At 55.9% G+C, this 22,040-nt stretch carries 18 protein-coding genes; 6 read left to right on the top strand and 12 right to left on the bottom strand.

The annotated features are described in order from the left end of the window. Positions 1 to 39 precede the first annotated feature (39 nt). Genes yqiA through nudF form a run of 4 tightly spaced genes read right to left on the bottom strand, consistent with a single transcriptional unit; the run spans position 40 to position 2,524 of the window. On the bottom strand, positions 40 to 615 hold the full coding sequence (gene yqiA / locus ACVV26_RS18535) for an esterase YqiA (protein ID WP_312981655.1): 576 nt from the start codon (positions 613 to 615) through the stop codon (positions 40 to 42). Beyond that, positions 615 to 1,442: a 3',5'-cyclic-AMP phosphodiesterase gene (cpdA, locus tag ACVV26_RS18540; protein WP_474798670.1), complete on the bottom strand. Its 828-nt coding sequence runs from the start codon at positions 1,440 to 1,442 to the stop codon at positions 615 to 617. The genes yqiA and cpdA overlap by 1 nt, the downstream gene beginning before the upstream one ends. 24 nt (positions 1,443 to 1,466) lie before the next feature. After that, positions 1,467 to 1,889, bottom strand: coding sequence for a DUF1249 family protein (locus ACVV26_RS18545; protein ID WP_125293715.1), 423 nt, complete (start codon positions 1,887 to 1,889; stop codon positions 1,467 to 1,469). 2 nt (positions 1,890 to 1,891) lie between these two features. Beyond that, positions 1,892 to 2,524: an ADP-ribose diphosphatase gene (gene nudF / locus ACVV26_RS18550; protein WP_312981659.1), complete on the bottom strand. Its 633-nt coding sequence runs from the start codon at positions 2,522 to 2,524 to the stop codon at positions 1,892 to 1,894. Positions 2,525 to 2,736: 212 nt separating this feature from the next. Between nudF and tolC the strand changes: the two genes are divergently transcribed. The 3 genes from tolC (at position 2,737) to ACVV26_RS18565 (ending at position 6,214) form a co-directional block, all read left to right on the top strand. Next, positions 2,737 to 4,227 (top strand): outer membrane channel protein TolC, encoded by a 1,491-nt coding sequence (tolC, locus tag ACVV26_RS18555; RefSeq protein WP_474798672.1) that lies wholly within the window; start codon positions 2,737 to 2,739, stop codon positions 4,225 to 4,227. 151 nt (positions 4,228 to 4,378) lie between these two features. Continuing rightward, the gene (locus ACVV26_RS18560) at positions 4,379 to 5,050 is read left to right on the top strand and encodes a DUF1190 family protein (RefSeq protein WP_474798674.1); all 672 of its coding nucleotides are present in this window, start codon (positions 4,379 to 4,381) and stop codon (positions 5,048 to 5,050) included. A gap of 3 nt (positions 5,051 to 5,053) precedes the next feature. Next, entirely contained in the window at positions 5,054 to 6,214 is a 1,161-nt protein-coding gene (locus tag ACVV26_RS18565; RefSeq protein ID WP_474798676.1) for a glutathionylspermidine synthase family protein, read from the top strand. 32 nt (positions 6,215 to 6,246) lie between these two features. Here ACVV26_RS18565 and ygiD read toward each other — a convergent pair whose 3' ends face one another. Further along, positions 6,247 to 7,035 (bottom strand): 4,5-DOPA-extradiol-dioxygenase, encoded by a 789-nt coding sequence (ygiD, locus tag ACVV26_RS18570; RefSeq protein ID WP_474798678.1) that lies wholly within the window; start codon positions 7,033 to 7,035, stop codon positions 6,247 to 6,249. Positions 7,036 to 7,231: 196 nt separating this feature from the next. Between ygiD and zupT the strand changes: the two genes are divergently transcribed. Further along, a complete protein-coding gene (zupT, locus tag ACVV26_RS18575) occupies positions 7,232 to 8,005 on the top strand; it encodes a zinc transporter ZupT (RefSeq protein WP_474798680.1) in 774 nt (257 codons plus the stop codon). Between the two features lie 63 nt (positions 8,006 to 8,068). Here zupT and ribB read toward each other — a convergent pair whose 3' ends face one another. Both ribB and ACVV26_RS18585 read right to left on the bottom strand, forming a co-directional pair. Then, positions 8,069 to 8,722 carry a 3,4-dihydroxy-2-butanone-4-phosphate synthase gene (ribB, locus tag ACVV26_RS18580; RefSeq protein ID WP_312981685.1) on the bottom strand — a complete coding sequence of 218 codons (654 nt, stop codon included), beginning with the start codon at positions 8,720 to 8,722 and terminating at the stop codon, positions 8,069 to 8,071. A gap of 47 nt (positions 8,723 to 8,769) precedes the next feature. Further along, positions 8,770 to 8,994, bottom strand: a complete 225-nt coding sequence (locus ACVV26_RS18585) for a hypothetical protein (protein ID WP_474798682.1) — start codon at positions 8,992 to 8,994, stop codon at positions 8,770 to 8,772. Between the two features lie 277 nt (positions 8,995 to 9,271). Between ACVV26_RS18585 and ubiK the strand changes: the two genes are divergently transcribed. Then, positions 9,272 to 9,613: a ubiquinone biosynthesis accessory factor UbiK gene (gene ubiK / locus ACVV26_RS18590; RefSeq protein ID WP_312981687.1), complete on the top strand. Its 342-nt coding sequence runs from the start codon at positions 9,272 to 9,274 to the stop codon at positions 9,611 to 9,613. A gap of 33 nt (positions 9,614 to 9,646) precedes the next feature. Here the strand turns inward: ubiK and hldE are convergent, their stop codons facing one another. From hldE to ACVV26_RS18605, 3 genes are all read right to left on the bottom strand, one after another. Beyond that, positions 9,647 to 11,080 carry a bifunctional D-glycero-beta-D-manno-heptose-7-phosphate kinase/D-glycero-beta-D-manno-heptose 1-phosphate adenylyltransferase HldE gene (gene hldE, locus ACVV26_RS18595; protein WP_312981688.1) on the bottom strand — a complete coding sequence of 478 codons (1,434 nt, stop codon included), beginning with the start codon at positions 11,078 to 11,080 and terminating at the stop codon, positions 9,647 to 9,649. A gap of 66 nt (positions 11,081 to 11,146) precedes the next feature. Then, complete coding sequence (gene glnE, locus ACVV26_RS18600) at positions 11,147 to 13,987, bottom strand: bifunctional [glutamate--ammonia ligase]-adenylyl-L-tyrosine phosphorylase/[glutamate--ammonia-ligase] adenylyltransferase (protein ID WP_474798684.1); 2,841 nt, start codon at positions 13,985 to 13,987, stop codon at positions 11,147 to 11,149. 12 nt (positions 13,988 to 13,999) lie between these two features. Beyond that, entirely contained in the window at positions 14,000 to 15,301 is a 1,302-nt protein-coding gene (locus ACVV26_RS18605) for a CYTH domain-containing protein (protein WP_474798686.1), read from the bottom strand. Positions 15,302 to 15,546: 245 nt separating this feature from the next. Between ACVV26_RS18605 and ACVV26_RS18610 the strand changes: the two genes are divergently transcribed. Then, on the top strand, positions 15,547 to 16,167 hold the full coding sequence (locus ACVV26_RS18610) for a TIGR04211 family SH3 domain-containing protein (protein ID WP_312981692.1): 621 nt from the start codon (positions 15,547 to 15,549) through the stop codon (positions 16,165 to 16,167). Between the two features lie 54 nt (positions 16,168 to 16,221). Here ACVV26_RS18610 and ACVV26_RS18615 read toward each other — a convergent pair whose 3' ends face one another. Together ACVV26_RS18615 and ACVV26_RS18620 are read right to left on the bottom strand one after the other, a co-directional pair. Further along, on the bottom strand, positions 16,222 to 20,856 hold the full coding sequence (locus tag ACVV26_RS18615) for an adhesion domain-containing protein (RefSeq protein WP_474798689.1): 4,635 nt from the start codon (positions 20,854 to 20,856) through the stop codon (positions 16,222 to 16,224). Between the two features lie 178 nt (positions 20,857 to 21,034). Continuing rightward, on the bottom strand, positions 21,035 to 22,036 hold the full coding sequence (locus ACVV26_RS18620) for a SinI family autotransporter-associated protein (RefSeq protein WP_474798691.1): 1,002 nt from the start codon (positions 22,034 to 22,036) through the stop codon (positions 21,035 to 21,037). Positions 22,037 to 22,040: the final 4 nt, after the last annotated feature.

The following is a 22,040-nucleotide window of genomic DNA, read 5'->3' on the forward strand; positions in this document are numbered from 1 at the left end:
TATTCGTTCAGAGAGAAACGGCATCGAATCCGGGCAGAATTACTCAATACCCAGAAAATCGACAATCTGTGAGAAATAATCTTCAAAGCCCACAAAGGCATGATTACCCCCGTCAATCACGGTCTGCCGGCAGGAAGCGTAGTAAGCCACTGCCTGGCGATAATCAAGCACCTCGTCCCCGGTCTGCTGGAGCAGCCAGATCAAATCCGGCGCTTCCAGCGGGTCGATTTGCATGACTTTGAGATCGTAAATATGGCGTGACTCTAGCACATATTGCTGCCCGGTGTAGGGGTTCTCGTTTTGGCCTAAATAGTCGACCAGCAGTTCGAAGGGGCGCACCGCCGGGTTAACCACCACCGCTGGCAGCATAAAGCATTGGGAGAGCCAGGTGGCGTAATACCCGCCGAGAGACGAGCCCACCACCGCCAGTTCTTCGCCGCCGTGCTCCAGCACCAGCGACTCCAGCAGTTCCGCCGCATCGGAGGGAAACGGCGGCAGTTGCGGCACGATCATCTTAATCGCCGGGTGGTGGTGTTCAAGCCAGGCTTTAAACAGGGTTGCTTTCGCAGAGCGTGGCGAACTGTTGAACCCGTGCAGGTAGAGAAGCGTGGACATCAGTAGCCTTCAGACGCGGTATCAGGATTGAACTGCGTCCCCTCAAGGCGTTCGACCTGGGTGGTCAGCGTACCGTCGGCATGCAGCTCCAGCCAGCGCCAACCGGGGGCGATGGTATCAAGGGTAAAATTTGCGCAATGGGGTTTGAACTGGACACAGGTCGACGGCGTCGCCAGCAGACGGCGGCCATTCCAGTCGAGATCCTGTTCCTGGTGGATATGCCCGCACAGCAGGTGACGCACATTCGGAAAACGGCTTAACACCGCGTCCAGCTCACCCGCGTTACGCAAGCTGTGTTGATCCAGCCAACTGCATCCTGCCGGTAACGGATGGTGATGAAGCAGTAACAAGGTGAACCGCTCGGCGTTTTCCTCCAGCTTCGTTTCCAGCCAATCCAGTTGATATTCGCTTAATTCACCGTGAGGAACGCCGAACACCTGGCTGTCCAGCAGCAGGATCTGCCAGTTGTCGCCGCACAGCACCTGCTTCGCCGGGGAGATGCCCGCATCCTGAAGCGCGCTGAACATGGCGGGCTGGAAATCATGGTTGCCCGGCAGCCAGACGCAGGGCGCAGAGAAGACGGCGATACCCTGCGCGAAGTGCTGATAAGCCTCCGGCGTATGGTCCTGCGCTAAATCGCCGGTCGCGACGATCAGGTCGCACGGGCGCTGCTGTGCCGTGATAGCCTCCAGCACAGCCTGATAACTACTCCAGGTATTGACGCCCAACAGCGTTTCGCTTTTTTGCGCGAACAGGTGGGTATCGGTAATTTGTAAAATCCTGACGCTCGCCCCATCCGCAACAGGAAGATTCAACAAACGTTCCAAAGGGTGTCCTTAGGTTTCACGACGCTAACAAACCGGAACCGCCATCGCTCCATGCGCCAGGCAGTAGCGCAACCAATCAGCAAGAAACTGGTTAATCTGATGCTTTTCATCGCGTTGATGCAACTTTTTATTCGGGTAATCATAACGTGCTTTGAAGCGAAAGATCTGCTGGCTTGAACACACTTCCGCCACCATCGCGTCATGATAGAGCCGCACCGACATTGACGGCAGGCTCCAGTAACTAATAGCGGGCACGGTCTGTTTGATTTCCACGAGCGTAGTGTAGCGGGTGGATTCGAGAATCGTTAATCGGTATTGCGCGCTGCCGACTTGATAGCTCACTGTTTCGCCCACTGCATCCGTTCGCGGCAGTAAGCGGCGCAAAATTGCAAAATTGGTTTCGCAAAGGCGCATCATTTCTGGAAAGTCGGGGGTATAGCGCTTCATATTCAGGTGTTCCACTCTTGACGTATTTCTTGATAGTGCAGTTGCAGCCAGAGCAGTGCGATGACTGAGGCTGCGTTATCGATTTTCCCCTCTTTTACCCACTGGTATGCCTGTTCCCGGCTTACCACATGAACACGAATATCTTCGTTTTCTTCCACCAGGCCGTGTATACCTTCGGCCTGCGTGGCATCCACTTCACCCACCAGAATCGATAACCGCTCGCTGGTGCCGCCAGGGCTTGCGAGATAGTTCAATACTGGCTTCGTGCGTCCCACTACCAATCCTGCTTCTTCCATGGCTTCGCGACGCGCCACTTCCTCCACGCTTTCGCCAGGTTCAATCATCCCGGCGACCAGCTCCAGCAACCACGGGGTGTCGCTGGTGTCATACGCGGCGATACGGATCTGCTCGATCAGCACCACTTCATCACGCACAGGGTCAAAGGGTAGCAGGACTGAAGCATGACCGCGCTCAAAAATTTCACGCCGCACTTCGCCGCTCATTTCACCATTAAAAAGGCGGTGTCGAAAACGATACAGATCTAACGAAAAAAAGCCGCGGTACAGTTTTTCCCGTGCAATAATTTCTACATCGTTTTTTGTGAAAGTCACTGCACGATCGTCTGGTTTACTCATGATCAAAGCCTGTTATAAATGAGGGTGGTGGTGAACGTATTCAACTCAGTTTACCTGTCGTTATAACGCCAATATGGTAGATTGATGAAATTTAATGGCATAAGGCACAGAAGGCCAATCTTCACATATCGCGGATTCTGCTAAAATCGGCGACAATTTTCGACTTCTGTCAGCGCTAATAAACAAATTCTGCTTCACAACAAGGAATGCAAATGAAGAAACTGCTCCCCATTCTTATCGGCCTGAGCCTTACCGGATTCAGCGCCATGAGCCAGGCAGAAAACCTGTTACAGGTTTATCAGCAAGCACGTTTGAGCAACCCGGACCTGCGTAGATCCGCCGCCGATCGTGATGCCGCATTCGAAAAAATCAACGAAGCTCGCAGTCCTTTATTACCGCAGCTCGGCCTTGGCGCAGACTACTCTTACAGTAATGGTTACCGCGATGCGAATGGCGTTAACTCCAACACCACCAGCGCATCGCTGTCGTTGACCCAGACTATTTTCGATATGTCGAAATGGCGTCAGTTAACGCTTCAGGAAAAAAGCGCCGGGATTCAGGACGTCACTTTCCAGACCGATCAGCAAACCCTGATCCTGAACACCGCGACCGCGTATTTTAACGTGCTGAGCGCGATCGATGCGCTCTCCTTTACCGAAGCGCAGAAACAGGCGATTTATCGCCAGTTAGACCAGACCACCCAGCGTTTTAACGTGGGCCTGGTGGCGATCACCGACGTGCAGAACGCCCGTTCCCAATACGATAACGTGCTGGCGAACGAAGTCACCGCCCGCAACAATCTGGATAACGCGCTGGAACAGCTGCGCCAGGTGACCGGCAACTATTACCCGCAGTTGGCTTCGCTGAACGTGGACGCGTTCAAAACCGCGAAACCGGATTCAGTCAACAATCTGTTGAAAGAAGCGGAAAATCGCAACCTGGCGCTGTTGCAGGCGCGTCTGAGCCAGGATTTGGCGCGCGAGCAGATTCGCCTGGCGGAAACCGGCCATATGCCGACAGTGGGTTTGACCGCATCGACCGGCATTTCTGACAGCTCTTACAGCGGCTCCGCGACCAATACCGCCCAGTATAACGACAGTAACGTCGGTCAGAACAAAGTCGGCATTAACTTCTCCCTACCGATTTACAGCGGCGGCGCGGTGACGTCCCAGGTTAAACAAGCGCAGTACAACTTTGTGGGTGCCAGCGAGCAGCTTGAAAGCGCACACCGCAACGTGGTGCAAACCGTGCGTTCGTCTTTCAATAACATCAATGCCTCTATCAGCAGCATCAACGCTTATAAACAGGCGGTGGTTTCTGCCCAGAGTTCATTAGATGCGACAGAAGCCGGTTACGAAGTGGGTACCCGTACCATCGTCGATGTGCTGGATGCCACCACTACGCTGTACAACGCGAAGCAGCAGCTCTCCAGTGCCCGTTACAACTACCTGATTAACCAGCTGAATATTAAATCCGCGCTGGGAACGTTGAACGAGCAGGATCTGCAGATCCTCAACAGCAACCTGGGCAAACCGGTTTCTACCACGCCTGAAATCGTGGCACCGGAAAACTCCCGGCAGGATGCCGCTGCGGATGGCTACGCCACCACCAGCGCACAGACCCAGCCAGCCGCTCAGCCAGCGAGCGCGGTGCAACCCGCCTCCGCAACGCAGAGCAACGGTAAAAATCCGTTCCGCAATTAAGCCTGCGACGGGGGGTGTGAATCACCCCCCGAAACTTCGTAAGGCAACGTAAAGATCCGCGCCCGGCGCGCCCGCCGCTTTAATTTCGACCGTTCATCCTCTATCCTTTGAAGTTAATTCTTTGCATTATCACTGGGTTCAGGAAGATAAAATGAAACGGACAAAATCCATCAATCATGCGACGTTTCGCAAAAGCTTTAGCGCGCGCCACTTAACGCCGGTTGCACTGGCGGTCTCTGCCGTGTTTATGCTCGCGGGTTGTGAAAAGAGCGATGAGACTGTCTCGCTTTATCAGAACGCCGACGACTGTTCGGCCGCTAACCCGGGCAAAAGCGCCGAATGTACCACGGCTTACAATAATGCCCTGAAAGAAGCCGAGCGCACCGCGCCAAAATACGCCACCCGCGAAGACTGCGTGGCGGAATTCGGTGAAAACCAGTGCCAACAGGCCCCTGCTCAGGCGGGCGTTGCGGGTGAAAACCAGGCGCAGGCTCACAGCGGCGGCAGCTTCTGGATGCCGTTAATGGCGGGCTACATGATGGGACGCATGATGGGCGGCGGCGCGGGCTTCGCGCAGCAGCCGCTGTTCAGCTCCCGCAACCCGGCAAGCCCGGCGTATGGCCAGTACAATGATGCCAGCGGCAAGAGCTATGGCGCAGCGCAACCGGGCCGTACCATGACGGTTCCAAAAACTGCGATGGCACCGAAACCGGCGACCACCACCACCGTGACCCGTGGCGGCTTTGGCGAGTCAGTGGCGAAGCAGTCCGCGATGCAGCGTAGCTCGGCAACCGGCACCTCCAACCGTTCGATGGGCGGTTGATAGATGGAACGCATTGCCATTAGCGAGCGCCTGGACTGGCGCGAAAAAGCCACTGAATACGGTTTCAACTTCCACACCATGTACGGCGAGCCGTACTGGTGTGAAGAAGCCTATTACCAGTTGACGCTCGGCCAGGTTGAGCGTCTTGAGGCTGTTACCGCCGAACTTCACCAGATGTGTTTGCAAGTGGTGGAGAAAGTTATTGCCAGCGATGCCCTGTTGACCAAATTCCGCATCCCGAAACACACCTGGGAATTTGTGCGCCAGTCCTGGCGCAGCCAGCAGCCGTCGCTCTACTCGCGTCTCGATCTGGCCTGGGACGGCGTCGGCGATCCGAAGCTGTTAGAAAACAATGCCGATACGCCCACCTCGCTGTATGAAGCGGCGTTTTTCCAGTGGATCTGGCTGGAAGATCAGATCAATGCGGGCAAGCTCCCGGCCAACAGCGATCAGTTCAACAGCCTGCAAGAAAAGGTGATCGCGCGCTTCGCGGAGCTGAAAGAGCAGCACGGCTTCAACCTGGTCCATTTCGCCTGCTGCCGTGACACAGTAGAAGATCGCGGTACGGTGCAATATTTGCAGGACTGCGCCGCAGAAGCAGGCGTGGCGAGTGAGTTCTTATATATCGACGACATCGGTCTGGGCGAGAAAGGCCAGTTTACCGATCCGCAGGATCAGGTGATCAGCAACCTGTTCAAGCTGTACCCGTGGGAATACATGCTGCGTGAGATCTTCTCCACCAAGCTGGAAGATGCGGGCGTACGCTGGCTGGAACCGGCCTGGAAAAGCATTATCTCCAACAAAGCGCTGCTGCCGATGCTGTGGGAAATGTTCCCTGACCACCCTAACCTGCTGCCCGCTTATTTCGCCGAAGACGATCACCCGCCGATGGACAAATACGTCGTGAAGCCGATTTTCTCCCGCGAGGGTGCCAACATCACCATCATTGAAAACGGTCAAACGCTGGAAAAAGTCGAGGGGCCGTATGGCGAGGAAGGCATGATCGTGCAGCAATTTTATCCGCTGCCGAAGTTTGGTGACAGCTATACGCTGATCGGCAGCTGGCTCATCAACGATCAACCTGCCGGGATCGGCATCCGTGAAGATCGGGCGTTAATCACCCAGGATCTCTCGCGCTTTTATCCGCATATCTTTATCGAGTAATAAAAAAGGCGCGAATCATATCGCGCCCTTTTTTAACCAACCTGCACTGACAGCATACTCAACGATCCCATCTCGATACCGTCCACCGGCACCGTAACCGGCTCGCTGCCATCCCACGCGCCCAGTACGTACAGCAACGGTAAAAAGTGCTCCGGCGTCGGGTTGGACAGGTTGCCTCCTTCCTGCTGGAGAAAGTTCACCAGCGGATGCTGCTCTACCGGCCCTTGCCAGGTGAGATTCGCTTTCACCACATCGTTAAACGCGGTCGCCCACGGATACGGCGTATTTTCGCCATGCCAGCGGGCGGTACGCAGGTTGTGAACCACGTTGCCGCTCGCCACCAGCATAATGCCTTCATCACGCAGCGCCGCAAGTTTTCGGCCCATTTCGAAATGCCAGGCGGCAGGTTTAGTGCTGTCTATACTCAATTGCACCATCGGAATGTCGGCATCCGGGTACATCTTAATCAGCACGCCCCATGAGCCGTGGTCAAACCCCCAGGCCTCCCTGTCGAGCGCGACGGGCACAGGTGCGAGCAGATCGACCAGTCTCTGCGCCAGTTCCGGTGAACCTGGCGCCGGGTAGTGGGTGTCATACAGCGCCTGCGGGAATCCACCAAAATCATGGATGGTTTTGGGCTGTTCCATGGCCGTAACGCCGGTACCTCGGGTGAACCAGTGAGCAGACACCACGACGATCGCTTTTGGACGCGGCAACGTTGCGCCCAAATGCCGCCAGGCCTGAGTATACTGGTTGTCTTCCAGCACGTTCATCGGGCTACCGTGGCCGAGAAACAGTGCAGGCATACGCGAAACGTTCATGGTGTTATCCTTTGGTCTTCGAGGTAATGTTGATGGAGTAACCTTACGCCGATTCGGGAAAAGAAGAACTCAGATAACCATGATGGAGATCATCAGGAAATTTGAATGTAAGTGTGATGTAAATCCGCTGACCACGCGTCGATTTTCATCGGCTGGTTCTTTAAGCTTTGAGCATCATAAACCCAAGGAGCTGTTGATGTCGGTCCCTCTTATATTGACTTTACTGGCTGGCGGAGCCACGTTTATCGGCGCGCTGCTGGGCGTTATCGGCCAGAAGCCGTCGAACCGGCTGCTGGCGTTTTCGCTGGGTTTTGCCGCAGGCATTATGCTGCTGATTTCCCTGATGGAAATGCTGCCTGCCGCGCTGCGCGAAGAAGGGATGTCGCCGATGCTGGGCTACGGCATGTTTATTGTCGGCCTGCTGGGTTACTACGCCCTGGACCGGATTTTACCCCACGCCCATGCTCAGGATCTGCTGGATAAAGATCTCCAGCGCGCGCCGCGTAACCTTAAACGTACCGCGCTGTTGCTGACGCTCGGCATCAGCCTGCATAACTTCCCTGAAGGTATCGCCACCTTCGTGACGGCCAGCAATAACCTCGAATTAGGCTTTGGTATTGCCCTTGCCGTCGCCTTGCACAATATTCCTGAAGGACTGGCAGTTGCCGGGCCGGTATACGCCGCGACAGGCTCCAAATACAAAGCGATATTCTGGGCGGGTATTTCCGGGATGGCGGAAATTTTAGGCGGCGTGCTGGCCTGGCTGATCCTCGGCTCACTGGTGTCGCCGGTGCTGATGGCGTCGATTATGGCAGCGGTGGCGGGAATTATGGTGGCGCTTTCGGTAGATGAGTTGATGCCGCTGGCGAAAGAGATCGACCCGAATAACAACCCCAGCTACGGCGTGCTGTGCGGGATGTCGGTGATGGGTTTAAGCCTGACGCTGCTGCAAACCAGCGGAATTGGCTGATCGTTTTCTCTGGATGTAAAAAAGCCCGGTTGATGTCACCGGGCTTTTTATTATCTGACAAGATTAGCTGGCTTTACGCTCGTGCTTCTGACGGTAAGCCACCAGATCTTCAATGGTCACGACTGCCATCTGATGTTTCACGGCGAAGTCGATGCACTCCGGCGCGCGCGCCATTGAGCCGTCGTCGTTGGTCAGTTCGCACAGTACACCCGCCGGTTTGAAACCCGCCAGCGTCACCAGATCGATAGTGGCTTCAGTGTGACCACCACGGGTTAACACGCCGCCGTTCTGGGCGCGCAGCGGGAACACGTGGCCCGGACGGTTCAGATCGGAAGGCTTAGCGTCATCGGCGATAGCGGCGCGGATGGTGGTCACGCGGTCCGCAGCGGAGACCCCGGTGCTCACACCGTGCGCGGCTTCAATGGTAACGGTAAAACCCGTACCGTAGGCGCTGGTGTTGTTTTCGACCATCATCGGCAGATCGAGCTGCTGACGGCGATCTTCAGTGATGCACAGGCACACAATGCCGCTGCCGTGGCGAATAGTCAGCGCCATTTGTTCAACGGTCATGGTTTCGGCGGCGAAAATCATATCGCCTTCGTTTTCACGGTCTTCATCATCGAGCACCATCACGCCACGGCCTTCGCGCAAAGCGGTCAGAGCGAGTTCAACGCGTTCAAATGCGGTACCGAAAGAGGAAAGAAGCGTCTGATTCATGGTAAAAAAACCTCATTAAAATTATGGTTACCAGAATCAGGGCGGTCTTAGGAGTGCCGTCGTAAAACGGCAAAAAAATAACGTGAGTGGGCCGTATGCCCAACTTGATCGTTACTCTCTCCCATCCGGACTTTAACCGTCGGCCCCGGAATTACACCGGATCTGCTGACCTTCAGCGTTTTTAAAAACATCTGAAGCGCTCGCGGGCTTTCAGTTTGTCCTGCGTCTTTCACGCCGCCGCTGCGTTGGCTGCCCTCGTTCACATCGGTCATTTAGTTAACTAAACTCCCGGTGATTCTCTCGGTTGCCGCCTTGCTGCGACGTGAAATACTGTGGACAAGTAAACTGATTTACCGCCGGTGGGGAATTTCGCCCCGCCCTGAGAATAAGCGGGATTACTATAACGCCAATGATTATTGTCGGCAATGTATTCAGCCACCTAAATAAATCGGTTTGTGCTATTACTTAGATTCATACATTTCCGGTTTCTCCTCCCGGAAACAGGCATTACAATAAGAGGTTATGTAACTCACGCACTGGGAAACCGCCATGATTGACCCGAAAAAAATTGAGCAGATTGCCCGCCAGGTTCATGAATCCATGCCAAAAGGCATTCGTGAATTCGGGGATGATGTTGAAAAGAAAATCCGCCAGGTTTTACAGTCGCAGTTGACGCGTCTCGACCTTGTCAGCCGCGAAGAATTTGATGTACAGACGCAGGTCCTGCTGCGCACCCGCGAGAAGCTGGCAGCGCTGGAGCAGCGTATCAGCGCGCTGGAAAGCAGCAATACGTCTGCACAACCCGCTGCGCCAGCACCGGCTATCCCGCCAGTCGATGTGATCCAGCCTGCGCCGGCAGTCCCGCCGGTTGACGACGAAAAACCGCTGTAAAAAATTGGGCCTTCACTGAAGGCCCAATTTATTTTATTTACCGCTGTCTTTCTGGATCTTTTTGATGATATTGGTGGTTGAACACCCGTCTTCGAAGTTCAACACCAGCACCTCGCCGCCGTTGGCCCAAACCTCTTCACTACCCGCGATATCCTCTGGTTTGTAATCGCCACCTTTGACCAGCAGGTCAGGCAGAATTCCCGCGATCAGGCGCTGCGGCGTATCTTCTTCAAACGATACCACCCAGTCCACGGCTTCCAGCGCGCCCAGCACGATCATGCGCTGCTCCAGCGGGTTAACCGGACGGGTCTCCCCTTTCAGGCGTTTGGTGGACGCATCGCTGTTCACCGCCACAATCAACCGGTCGCCCAGCTTGCGGGCGTTAGCCAGATAGGACACATGCCCGGCGTGCAGGATGTCAAACACGCCGTTGGTCATCACCACTTTCTCACCACGCTTACGTGCCGCGGCTACCGCCAGCTTCAGCGCTTCTTCGTCCATCACGCCAAAACCGGAATCGGCACGACCGCGTACCGCATTTTCCAGCTCGATTGGCGACACGGTAGAGGTCCCGAGTTTGCCTACTACCACACCCGCCGCTGCGTTAGCGAAGAAACAGGCTTCTTCCAGCGAGTTGCCCGCCGCAAGGGTGGCCGCCAGCACGCCGATCACGGTATCGCCCGCACCGGTCACGTCATACACTTCCTGAGCCTGGGTCGGCAGATGCAACGGATCTTTACCCGGTTGCAGCAGGCTCATGCCCTGCTCGGAGCGGGTGATCAGCAGCGCGCTGAGGTCATAATCAGCCACCAGCTTCATGCCGCGCTCAACGATTTCCGCGTCAGTTTTGCATTTGCCGACCACGGCTTCGAATTCCGACAGGTTCGGCGTCAGCAGCGTCGCACCGCGATAACGTTCGAAATCGGTGCCTTTCGGGTCGATCAGCACCGGGACGCCCGCTTTACGCGCCAGTTGGATCATCTGCTGGACGCTGGCCAGCGCGCCTTTGGCGTAGTCAGACAGCACCAGCGCGCCGATATTGCCCAGCGCCTGGTTGATGCGCTCGTGCAGCGGCTCCGGGTCAACGCCCTCGAAACCCTCTTCAAAATCGAGGCGGATCAGCTGCTGGTTACGGGAAAGTACCCGTAATTTGGTGATGGTCGGGTGAGTCGGCACCGACACAAAATCACATTTCACGTTGACGTTAGCCAGCGCCTGGCTCAGCGCCCGCGCCGCATCGTCAATGCCGGTCAGGCCGACCAGACGGGAGTGCGCGCCCAGCGAGGCGATGTTCATCGCCACGTTTGCCGCGCCGCCGGGCCGTTCTTCGATATTATCGACTTTCACCACCGGGACCGGGGCTTCCGGGGAAATACGGCTGGTGGGGCCATACCAGTAGCGATCGAGCATGACATCGCCCACCACCATGACGCCTGCGCGTTCAAACTCGGGCAGCGTTACTTTCATTCCAGACTCTCCTGAGAGATACCAAATTTGCGCGGGATAATATCACAATTCCCTGCGCACACATTTTTATGCCTTACCCAGCCATGCCGCCCAGCTTTGGGTCACCTGCTGCCGCTCCGCCTGGAAGGCGCCGGGCTCTACATGGCCGGGCAGTTCCTGGAGCGCCAGATGGTGCAATTCATCGCGCAGCGTGACGTAAGCATGGGTCAACGCGCGTGCTTCCTCTTCCGGCATGATGTCGTTCTGGGCCAGCAACTCGAGGATGCGCACGTTATCAGACCAGCGCGTCAGCTTCGGCGCATCGTGAGAGAAACGCAGCACCAGATACTGGGTAATAAACTCAATATCGGTAATTCCGCCTTCATCGGCTTTAATATCGAAGCGAGCTTTATGTTTGTTACCAAGATGGGCGCGCATCTTCTCGCGCATCTCGCGCACTTCGGTTTGCAGCGCGGCACCGTCACGGGCTTTACACAAAATCTCCCGGCGGATGGCGTCAAAATCATGGCACAGTTTCGGATCGCCATAGACCACGCGGGCGCGCACCAGCGCCTGATGCTCCCAGGTCCACGCCTCGTTTTGCTGATAATCGGCAAAGGCGTCGACAGTGGTCACCAGCATTCCAGCCGCGCCGGACGGGCGCAGACGGGCATCCACTTCATACAAAATGCCCGACGAGGTGCGTGTGCTGAACAGGTGCATGATGCGCTGGGCCAGCCGCAGATAGAACTGGCGGCCATCGATCTCCCGCTCGCCGTCAGTCATCACGTCCGCCGGGCAATCGTGCAAAAACACCAGGTCGAGATCGGAACTGTATCCCAGCTCCCAGCCGCCTAATTTGCCATAGCCCACCACGGCGAAACCGCGCCCTTCCCGGCCCTGAAGATGCGTGGGCGCGCCATAGCGCGAGACCATCAGCGTCCAGGCCTGTTGCACCACGGCGTCGATCATCGCTTCCGCCAGCCAGGTTAAGTGATCGCTCACTTTCATTACCGGCAAGGTTTCTGCGATATCCGCCGCCGCCACGCGCAGCAGTTGCGCCTGTTTGAACTGGCGCATCGCTTCAAGCTGTTGCTCTTCATCATCTTCCGGGACGCGCAGTAAATACTGGCGCAGCTCATCGCGATAGGCGTTGGTGGCCGTAGGTTGGTACAAGGTGTTCGGATCAAGCAGTTCATCAAGCAGCAGCGGATAACGCGCCAGTTGCCCGGCAATCATCGGCGAGGCGGCGCATAGCCGGATAAGATGCTTCAGCGCGCCGGGGAATTCGGTGAGCAGTTCCAGATACGTGGTACGGGTCACGATACCCAACAGCAGCGGCGTAATGCGTCCCAGCGGAACGGCAGGCGTCGGCATGGCGCACACTTCGCTTAACAGGCGCGGCATCAGCAGATCCAGCACGTGCCTTCCACGCGGGCCGATGGTGCGTTTATCCGCCTCTTTGCGGAATTCAGCCGCCAGCGCCGCGACCTGACGCTGGCTGTCGCTATCCAGGTGACTTAACACCGGACTGGAAACGTCAGCATCATGGGCGTCTTGCCACAATTCGCGCCAGCCTTCAGCCAGTTTGTCTTCACTGGCATCGGGTTCGTCATCGCCGATAAGCTCGTTGAATATGCGCCGTACCGCCGTCATATGGCCGGCTAAGGTGGTCTGTAGCGCCGTCCAGTCGGGCTCGCCCATCGCCCAGGCCAGACGCGCGCGGTTTAGTTCGTCCCCCGGCAGCGTCTGGGTTTGTTCGTCGTTAATGCTTTGCAGTAGGTTTTCGAGACGGCGTAAAAACAGGTAGGCATCGCGTAAGTGTTCCGCATCGCCCTGCGGCAGCAGATGGAGCGCGTCGATGGCTTCCAGCGTTGGCAACAGCGAGCGCGATTGCAGCGTCGGCTCGCGTCCGCCGCGAATCAACTGGAACACCTGGACGATAAACTCGGTTTCCCGAATGCCGCCCGCGCCCAGTTTGATGTTATCGGTCAGGCCGCGCCGCCGCACTTCACGGGCGATCATCCCTTTCATATTACGCAGCGACTGGATCACGCTGAAATCGATATAGCGGCGGAACACGAACGGGCGCAGCATGGCGCGCAGCTCCTGGCTCCAGCGGTCATCGTTATCGCCCATAATGCGCGCTTTCACCATGGCGTAGCGCTCCCAGTCGCGCCCCTGCTCCTGGTAATAATCCTCCAGCGCCGCGAAGCTCAGCACCAGCGGGCCGCTGTCGCCAAACGGGCGCAAACGCATATCCACCCGGTAAACGAAACCGTCCTGGGTCGGCTGGTCGAGCACTTTGATCAGCCGCTGGCCCATACGGGTAAAGAACTGCGCGTTATCCAGCTCGCGCCGTCCGCCCTGGGTGACGCCGTTTTCCGGCCAGGCGAAGATCAGGTCGATATCAGAAGAAAAGTTGAGTTCGCCACCGCCGAGTTTCCCCATCCCGAGGATCATCAACGGCTGCGGCTCGCCCTGGGCATTGCACGGCGTGCCCCACTCACGGCAGCAGGACGCCCACAGCCAGTCGCGCGCGGCGACGATCAGCGTCTCGGCCAGCACGCTGAGTTGCGACAGGGTACTTTGCGTAGTAACCCGATTCAGGGTTTGCGCCCAGGCGATACGCACCATGATCCGTCGCCGGAACAGACGCAGCGCGCGCATAAGTTGCGCCTCATCGCTCACCGCCTGCAATGCCTCCTGAAGCCAGACCGCGTAATGGCGTTCTTCGTTGGCTTCCGGCGGCCTGCCGCGTAGCTCGTCCAGCCATTCCGGGTGCGCGGCCAGGCCGTCGCGCACGAAATCGCTGAAGGCCAGCATCGCCTGCGCATCGTCGTCCAGCACAGGGCCCGACAACGGCTCAGGCAGATTAGCCAGCACTTTTTCAGCGTGTTGCTGCAGTAAGGGTGAGAGCGGCGTCATGGTGGGGTCCTTTTATTTTTTTCCGCTGTGCAGCCAGAACGGCGATTGCGCGATGGCTTCATGGCGCAGGGATTCGATATCGCCGCGTAAGCCGTTTTCGATGGCATGGCGCAGCGCGTCCCAGGTGTCGATCCAGTCCAAAGCCACTTCGGTATCGTAAACACCCGCCAGAGTGCGAATAGCGTCCAGCTCGCGGTATAAACGCGGCAGCTGATCGCGGTAGCGCTCACCGCAGGATTGCAAAAACGCCTGTTTCAGTTCGGCGGCGTGGCGTGACAGGTGAATATCGGCGTAGCGCTTAAAGGAGTCGTCCAGCTTGCGGCGGTCTTTCTCATCAACAAACGGCTGCCAGCCCTGGGTTAACAGCCACTCGGTCAACGCCAGCTTAGCGGTGCTGATTTCGCCACTAAACACCAGGGTTTCCGCCGAGGCTTCCGAGACCAACGACACTTCGCACTGGGTCAGTAAATCACGTAAGCGAGTACTCGCTTTGCGGGGGATAACGCCGCCGAACAGCGCCAGAATATGGCGAATCAAGCCGATTGCCTGCTGAACCTGCGCTTTCGCCAGCGCATTTCCGCGTACCCACAGCTCTTCATGGTATTGCCAGTGGGACAGCGCAGCCTCCAGCGCCGTTTGCAGCCCCTGTTCAACAGTGGCCTTAGGCGGCATTTTAATTACCGTCAGCGGACGGATAGCCCGCACGGCATTGCCCTGGGCCAGATGATAACCGCGCGCGGCCTTGCTCAGGCTACCCTGCCGCAGACCGGGAACCGCCACCAGCTGACGCGCCAGCTTTAAGAGATCGGCAAGCTGCCCGTCGAGCAGTTCCATTTCCAGCTCGCACAGCGGCTCGCTGTGCTCTCCCGCTTTGACTTCACCCCGATCGAGCGCAAGCTCAATACGGCTTTCCCCGTGAGTAACCACCCACTTCTCACGATGGAAATCGGTGCTAAACAGCGGTGTTACCTGGTTTTGCAGCGCCTCAGCCGTCAGCCCTTCGGGCCAGATATCTACCGGGAAACGCGCTAAATCCAGCTCGGCACTGTCCAGAGCGACATTATATTCCGGGCGCTGGTGTACGCCGCCGGTCACGCGACCCGCGGTTTTAATGGTCATTTCATAGCGACCATCAACGCCACGAATACGCAGCCCCATATCGTGGCGGCGCAGCTGGTTGTCGGGCGTTTCGTAATACACGTTGAGTAGCTGACGGGGAGCGTGATGCTCGCCGGAAAGTCCGTTGAGAACGTTGCGCACGGCCTCAAGGGCGTCGGGAAGTACGATAAATTTGAGTTCGATTTCTTGTGCCATAGCCTTTTTACTTACGGTTGCGTCACACCGGCGTGAATGTCCGGCGAACTTACGGGCCTGTTTTTTGTCAGTAGATAGTATTTTCCGCTAAAATGCCACGCCGAAGGCGTTTTAGACGAGCGACAAACCCTTTGGCAGTGCGCCAGTCACTGATGTACCAGGATGATTCTCATTCAGGTTTGCGCTTCGCATCGTCAAACTGTTGCACTACTATCATCCCACGAATAACGATTAATGAAGACCTGATGCCTAAATTACGCCTGATTTGCCTGACTTTATTCGCGCTTAGCGTTTCAACTGTGGCCCATAGCGAAGAGAAACGCTACGTCTCCGATGAATTGACCACCTGGGTTCGCAGTGGCCCCGGCGACAACTATCGTCTGGTGGGTTCATTGAACGCGGGTGAAGCCGTCACCTTGTTACAGACTAATGAGTCAACGAATTATGGTCAGGTACGTGACAGCAACGGGCGTACCGCATGGATCCCCCTTAAAGAACTGAATACCGAACCGAGCCTGCGCACCCGCGTGCCGGAACTGGAAAATCAGGTCAAGACGCTGACCGACAAGCTGAACAACATTGATGCGACCTGGAACGAGCGCACGTCGGACATGCAGAAGAAGGTCTCCGCCAGCGACAGCACCATCAACGGTCTGAAAGAAGAAAATCAGAAGCTGAAAAATGAGCTGATTGTGGCGAGCAAAAAAGTCAACGCCGCTAATCTGCAACTCGACGACAAGCAGCGCACTATTATTATGCAGTGGTTTATGTACGGCGGCGGCGTGTTAGGCGTCGGCCTGCTGCTGGGCCTGCTGCTTCCGCATATGATCCCGCGCCGTAAGAAGAAAGATCGCTGGATGAATTGATCTCATATCTAAACCCACCACAGCCACGTCGGGCTGCGGTGGGTTTTTTCATTGCTACTTTGCGCTGGTATGCGGCACTGATAAACAGATCATGCCTTCACGGACGATTGAACTGGTTGAGGCTACCAAACCTGAACTCAGGTTAATGTATTGATCAAACCCATTCGCTGGCGCTTTATCCGATGCCCACCAGTTGCCATTACTTCTTGAGAATCTCACCGGCCACCCATTGTTTTCCTCAAGCTTTCCGCCGCTATTTTCCTGATATAGCTTGAGCAGTTCGCTCATGACTGGTTGATAAGCGGCTGTGCAACCCTGAAGGGTTAACGCTTTGGCTTCCTGTGACGTCAAGCTCGCCCAGTCTTCGCCCCGATAGTTAAAGCTCGATGTCGTGCTGGAGATTTCTGCTGCCAGTAGCGGACGGTGGAACGCCAGACCGTCAGCAGTCTTAACCGTTTCTGTCATATGCCCCCACATTCGGGCTTTTGACGTATCCGGGCTGCTGAGTGTGGTGAAAATTACCGACATCGTTTGAGCGATAGTTGGGTCGTCAGACAATGCCGCGGTCAACGGCGTTTTCAAGCCCGGTGAGTTATCCTGCTCAACTTCAATCGACGCCTGGCCATTGGTATCAGTCACACCAAAAAATTTTTCTCCGCTATCAAGCGACTGCGGATACCCACCTGCGTACCCTATCTCCAGCGTATAATGATAGACGACGTTATCCCGGCTCTTGCCTGGACCGCGCGTTAGGGTGAACGACGCCCCCGGCGCGCTATTTCCCTGCGCATCCTGGGTCTGGACCTTGATCACGATTTTCTGTCCGGCATGCGCTTTGGCTGCGTCCAGTTCAGCGACGTACTGTTCAGAAGAGAGGACAATCTGGCCTACTTTGGTGCGTTCCTGGTTGGTGCAGGTCAGGTAATTGCGCTGTGTGGGCACGCTACTGTAGGTGATGCCAACATCGAGCAACATAGCTTTATAGCTTTGGTTGTGAACCATCGAACTGTCTACCGTGCTGCTCCAGTAGCCTGTATATACCGGCCATCCCTGGCTGAATGACATTGCGTTTCGCGGATTGGCGTTGTAGAGCGCTTGCAGCATAGCCTCCTCAGGAATGTAGTTCGTACCGCACCCCTCATGACTGCTATCCTGCGCCTGGCTGTAGGTGAACAGAGCCCATTTTTCATTGTTCTCCGTTTGCCATGTGTATTGGCTGGGCAGGGATAATTCACTGTACAAACGTGGCCGCTGGAATACGTATCCCTCTTTTGTCGTGACGGTTTCCGCCATATGCCCCCACCAGAGCGCTTTTGGCGAATCAGGGCTGGTTACTACAGTAAAGATCGTATCAAGGCTGGCGGAGATGGTGTTGTCGTAGCTCGATTTGACATGGATCGCGGTTCTGCTTCCCTGCGTATCCGGGCGTGTCACCGTAAGTTCAAGCGTCCCGTCCTCGCCAGTGACCAGGTTTACGACTGAATTTGAATTTGCAAGCGACATCCCGTTAACGTCAACCGGGCGTACGTAAGAGCCAAAAATTTCATTGCCCTGGCGATCAAAATCATTGCTGCGCGCCACCACCACCGGCGCGTTCGGGAAAGGATTGCCCGCGCTGTCTTTGGTGGTCACTTTTAGCTTCAGCGTGTCACCTTTTTTGACTTTCGCAGCGTTAAGCGTTTGTGACCATTGCTCGCTATCCACAGGCTCAAGTTCGATTCGCGCGACTTCAGGAATCGCCTCTTTAAGGCAGGTAACATATTGAGCGGTATAGCTGGACGCTTGCATCTGGTTGCCATTCGCCAAAGATTGCGCATACCAGGCGTTGCCGGAAGGATCGGAGGAGGTCGAGGACCAGTAATACCCGTTTATCGGCCACCCTTCGGCAGAGGGAATAACGTTACGGCCATAAGCATTGTACAGCGAGAGGAGTTGGTCGCTGCGTGGCAGATGACCGGCCGCGCATCCACCCGCATCAGGATTGTTGACGCTGGCTCTGGTGGGCTGCGTCCAGAGTTCGTTATTTTCGTTCATGAAGGTCGTGGCCGACGTGACTTCACTTTTCAGTTTCGGGCGTTCGAAGATGTTACCGTCTGCCGTGAGCGTATCGCTCATATGCCCCCACATGTTGGCCTTTTCGCTGTCAGGGCTGGTCAGCACGGTAAATATCACATCATATTTAATGGCATTGGCGATAGTTGAGTCCACAAGCGCGATTGTCAGCGGCGTATCAACCCCGACCCCATTTGGCTGGGTAATGTCCAACTGCGCGACCCCTGAGCTATCCGTAGTGCCCCGATAGGTTTTCGATGACGGATTCAAAAAGCTCAGGTGCTGTCCATTAATCATCAAGTCGCCCTGGGTATTGTCCGTGTACTCCGCCAAACCCTGACGGTTTAGGCCATGTGCCGGGGTCACAGTAAATGCGCTATTAGGTACGGGATTGCCGTTAAAGGCGTTCACCGTTTTTACGGTGAGTTTAATGGTTTCGCCAACTTTAGCCTTTGCTTTACGCAGGGCGGCATCGCCGCCGGTCAGTACCTGAATCTGCGTTACCAACCCCGTTGCGTTACAGGTTAAATAGCTCGGCATCGGAGGGATAAACGTCTGGCTTATTCCCGTCGCCAGATTAACGCTCTGCGCGCTACCATTATTGCTATCAATGGCGAGATAGAGATTTTTGCCAGTTGGCCAACCCTGCGTTAACGCCATCTGGTTATCAGGGTTCGCCTGGTAGAGGCTATTAAGGAGCGCAGCGGGAGCCACCTGCCCGTGCCCACACTGTTCTGTTCCCGCGCTGAGCGTATTGTAGGTGGCCCAAACTTCATTGTTTTCTGGCATCGAGCCGGTTTCTTTTTCTGTCTCATCCGCCAGTAAAGGACGCGAAAGCAGCTGGTTATCGACCATGACGCCACTCTTCATATGGCCCCACATCCTGGCCTTATCGCTGTCCGGGCTGGTACCGACAGTAAAAATCACATCTTTTGCGTCTGTCGCGGTATACCCCTCTCGCAACCGGGCGGTAATCGTTGTACGTACGCCGGCGCCTTTCGGTTGCGTCAGCGTGATGGTGGCCTCGCCGTTTGCATTGGTGACGCCCTGATAATAGTGAGCATCTTTCTGCTTCAGATGCTCACCCGCCATGAGTACCGGGTTGTTTTGCCAGTCGTCACTGGTTTCATTTTTACGGTTATGAGGTTGGCCAGACGCCAGGGTGTAGTAAAAATAGGGCAGTTTTTCGCCAGTCTCACTGTCGGTGATACTGACTTTCATCACAATAGATTCCTCGGTCGGTGCCACCCCGGCGTTCAGATCATCATTAAATTTATCCAGCGCCAGGGTGATGTTGGGCGCAATGGCTGGTGCCTGTCCATCAACGCAGCTCGCCAGCATATTGCCCGCATCGCTGCCCACACGGACATCGTCATTACGCATATCTACGGCCAGGTGCAGCCCCGCGCCGCCTTCAGAGTCGGACCAGTAATCATTATTGCCAAGTGGCCAACCCAGGGTGTTCTGGACCGTTGAGCCCATCTGCGCAAGCGCCAGGCCGCTGAGTTGCCGTACGTCAGGCAGCTTCTGTTTACAGTGTTCATCAGCACCTGACCAGTCAAATAGCGCCCAGACCTCGTTAGCATCGGCCACGGTACTGTTAGCGCCACTCGTTTCCGCAGCAAGCCGGGGGCGAGTGAACGTGTATCCCTTCACCGTGGTGCTTTCCGCCATATGGCCCCACATGGCGGCTTTCACGCTATCCGGGCTGGTCAGTGTGGTGAAAATGACCTCAATATTTTCTGCCTGAGTCGGCACGTACTCAGAGGCCACTTTAAGCGTAGTTTTGACGCCCGGTCCATTATCCTGCGACACCGTTACCGTTGCCGTACCGTTCTCATCCGTTACGCCACGAAATACCGTCTCTGGGGTTGTTAGCTCCATATTCCCGACGCGAACTGGCGCGGCATTGTTGACTTCGCCCTGACGGTTAAGCGCATCGCTACGGGTAATCGTGAACGGTGCGTTACCCAACGGCTCGCCCGCACAGTCTTTGGTGTTGATGGTTAAGGTGATGGTTTCTCCCGCTTTGACCCTGGCGGCATTCAGAACACTGTCAAAATGGCTGGCGGACAAGCTCAGCGGGTCGCCGGTCGCCGTCGCGACATCAACAGCCACCTTTTTCTCTTGCAGTTCCAGTAATCCGCTTATCGGCGAACCGGTCAGGGTAAAAAGAAACAGCGAGGGGATCGTTGAAGTGGAGTCTGGCTGTGACCAAACCACTAAGTGACGTCCGGCAAGATTCTGAGCGCAAAAGGTTTGGTTGTTTATGGGCTGGGGGACAAGCGGGATATCAGGCGATGCGGCGTCCGCCCATACTACTTTGGTCCCCGGAACCTGCTGATCCTGCCACTGCACTTTTGGCGGCGCGGAAAACAAATCGCCTTCCGTATCACGTGGATTGACCACAATTAAACGATTGGCTGTCGCATCAGTGGTGAAATTCCCGGGTTTGGCGGTATAGGGTACAGCGTAATTTTTTGCGGGGTCGAGCTGAATACTGCCCTGGTAGACAGGAAGGATCGCGCCATCGGCACTCGGACGCGTCCCGTCTATAGTGCCGGTTTCAGCGCGAAGCCGCTGCCAGGTTCCCTCTTCCGAGCTCGCGCGTGCAGAAAAAAGTGTCAGGCAAGTCATGATTGCCAGCATTAAAAAGTGAAAGTTCTTTTTTAATGTTGCGTGTTGAAACATAAAAAACTCGGCTGTTTTATTGTGACTGCGACATATCGATAAAATAAATTTTGCCAAACGGTGGGCTTCGCAAAATTCACTCGCCAGAGACGCCATTCCCTTACGGGAATGGCGCTGATGAAGGTTATTTACGTTTATATTTGATGGACAGGCTGTTGCCCTGAACACCGTCTGCGCCTGCGCTGCTAAGGACGCTCTTCGCTTCCGTGTTGGTTGCAGGAATAACCAGATCCTGGTTCTGTACCGAGGAGTCACCGGAGGTGGCGGCTGTCGCGCTCTGGCCCGAGAACACCCACATGTAGTCATATTTGCTGGTAAGACCGGTATCAACACCATCATCATATTTGTTGTTGGCGTTGGTGTCTTTCCACAGTTTGACCTTATAGGTATGACCGGTATGCAGTTTAACGGTGGCGTCTTTCAACAGGTTGACCGTGGTGTCAGCGGCGTCGTAAATGGTGACGTTAACGTTAGCGTCAACAACCGGGCCTTCAGGAATATCATCACTGTCGGAACCGCCGCCCGTCGCGCTGGAGAGATCGGCCAGGTCCACTAATGTCCCCACGCGTGGATCGCCGGTTTCCGTAGTGGGCGTAATTTGCAAACCGATGTAGCAATCTGCATCGCCATCACCGATGGTGTACGAGGCTGAGCCGTCCGTGCCATCGCCCTGCAATACGCGTCCGTTGGACTTACTTTGATCGGAATAACACATCCACTTGATGGTTTTCTTTGTCAGGTCGGTGGTATCCGTATCGCCTTCTATATCGTTGATGTCCCAACTGACGGTAATTTTATCACCGACATGGAGCTGTTTTTCACCTTCCGTGGAGGCCGTTGTCCCACCGGTACGCCCGGAACGATCGATTTCAACTTTGACATGTTGACCGTCATCGGTGGCCGCTGCACCGGGCAGCTTGATTTTTGGTAGGGTACCGATAATCGTGCCCGTTGAGCCGCTTACCTGCCAGCCTGACGCACTTTGCAACGGCGCCGCGCTTTGCAGGGCGTTCTGATTGAGTGCGGTGCTTCGTGGCGCAGCCATTGCTGAAGGAAGCGTGCAATAGCCAGCAATTGCCAGCGCCATCGCGACTTTAGTCAGTGGCCGCGTTAATTTACTCTGCATATCT

The organism is Atlantibacter sp. MEI4A-1023 (assembly GCF_056155425.1).

Excerpts from the sequence above, each read along its gene's own strand:
- yqiA (WP_312981655.1), bottom strand. The coding sequence starts at position 615 with ATGTCCACGCTTCTCTACCTGCACGGGTTCAACAGTTCGCCACGCTCT.
- ACVV26_RS18545 (WP_125293715.1), bottom strand. The coding sequence starts at position 1,889 with ATGAAGCGCTATACCCCCGACTTTCCAGAAATGATGCGCCTTTGCGAA.
- nudF (WP_312981659.1), bottom strand. The coding sequence starts at position 2,524 with ATGAGTAAACCAGACGATCGTGCAGTGACTTTCACAAAAAACGATGTA.
- tolC (WP_474798672.1), top strand. The coding sequence starts at position 2,737 with ATGAAGAAACTGCTCCCCATTCTTATCGGCCTGAGCCTTACCGGATTC.
- ACVV26_RS18560 (WP_474798674.1), top strand. The coding sequence starts at position 4,379 with ATGAAACGGACAAAATCCATCAATCATGCGACGTTTCGCAAAAGCTTT.
- ACVV26_RS18565 (WP_474798676.1), top strand. The coding sequence starts at position 5,054 with ATGGAACGCATTGCCATTAGCGAGCGCCTGGACTGGCGCGAAAAAGCC.
- ygiD (WP_474798678.1), bottom strand. The coding sequence starts at position 7,035 with ATGAACGTTTCGCGTATGCCTGCACTGTTTCTCGGCCACGGTAGCCCG.
- zupT (WP_474798680.1), top strand. The coding sequence starts at position 7,232 with ATGTCGGTCCCTCTTATATTGACTTTACTGGCTGGCGGAGCCACGTTT.
- ribB (WP_312981685.1), bottom strand. The coding sequence starts at position 8,722 with ATGAATCAGACGCTTCTTTCCTCTTTCGGTACCGCATTTGAACGCGTT.
- ACVV26_RS18585 (WP_474798682.1), bottom strand. The coding sequence starts at position 8,994 with ATGACCGATGTGAACGAGGGCAGCCAACGCAGCGGCGGCGTGAAAGAC.
- ubiK (WP_312981687.1), top strand. The coding sequence starts at position 9,272 with ATGATTGACCCGAAAAAAATTGAGCAGATTGCCCGCCAGGTTCATGAA.
- hldE (WP_312981688.1), bottom strand. The coding sequence starts at position 11,080 with ATGAAAGTAACGCTGCCCGAGTTTGAACGCGCAGGCGTCATGGTGGTG.
- glnE (WP_474798684.1), bottom strand. The coding sequence starts at position 13,987 with ATGACGCCGCTCTCACCCTTACTGCAGCAACACGCTGAAAAAGTGCTG.
- ACVV26_RS18605 (WP_474798686.1), bottom strand. The coding sequence starts at position 15,301 with ATGGCACAAGAAATCGAACTCAAATTTATCGTACTTCCCGACGCCCTT.
- ACVV26_RS18610 (WP_312981692.1), top strand. The coding sequence starts at position 15,547 with ATGCCTAAATTACGCCTGATTTGCCTGACTTTATTCGCGCTTAGCGTT.
- ACVV26_RS18615 (WP_474798689.1), bottom strand. The coding sequence starts at position 20,856 with ATGACTTGCCTGACACTTTTTTCTGCACGCGCGAGCTCGGAAGAGGGA.
- ACVV26_RS18620 (WP_474798691.1), bottom strand. The coding sequence starts at position 22,036 with ATGCAGAGTAAATTAACGCGGCCACTGACTAAAGTCGCGATGGCGCTG.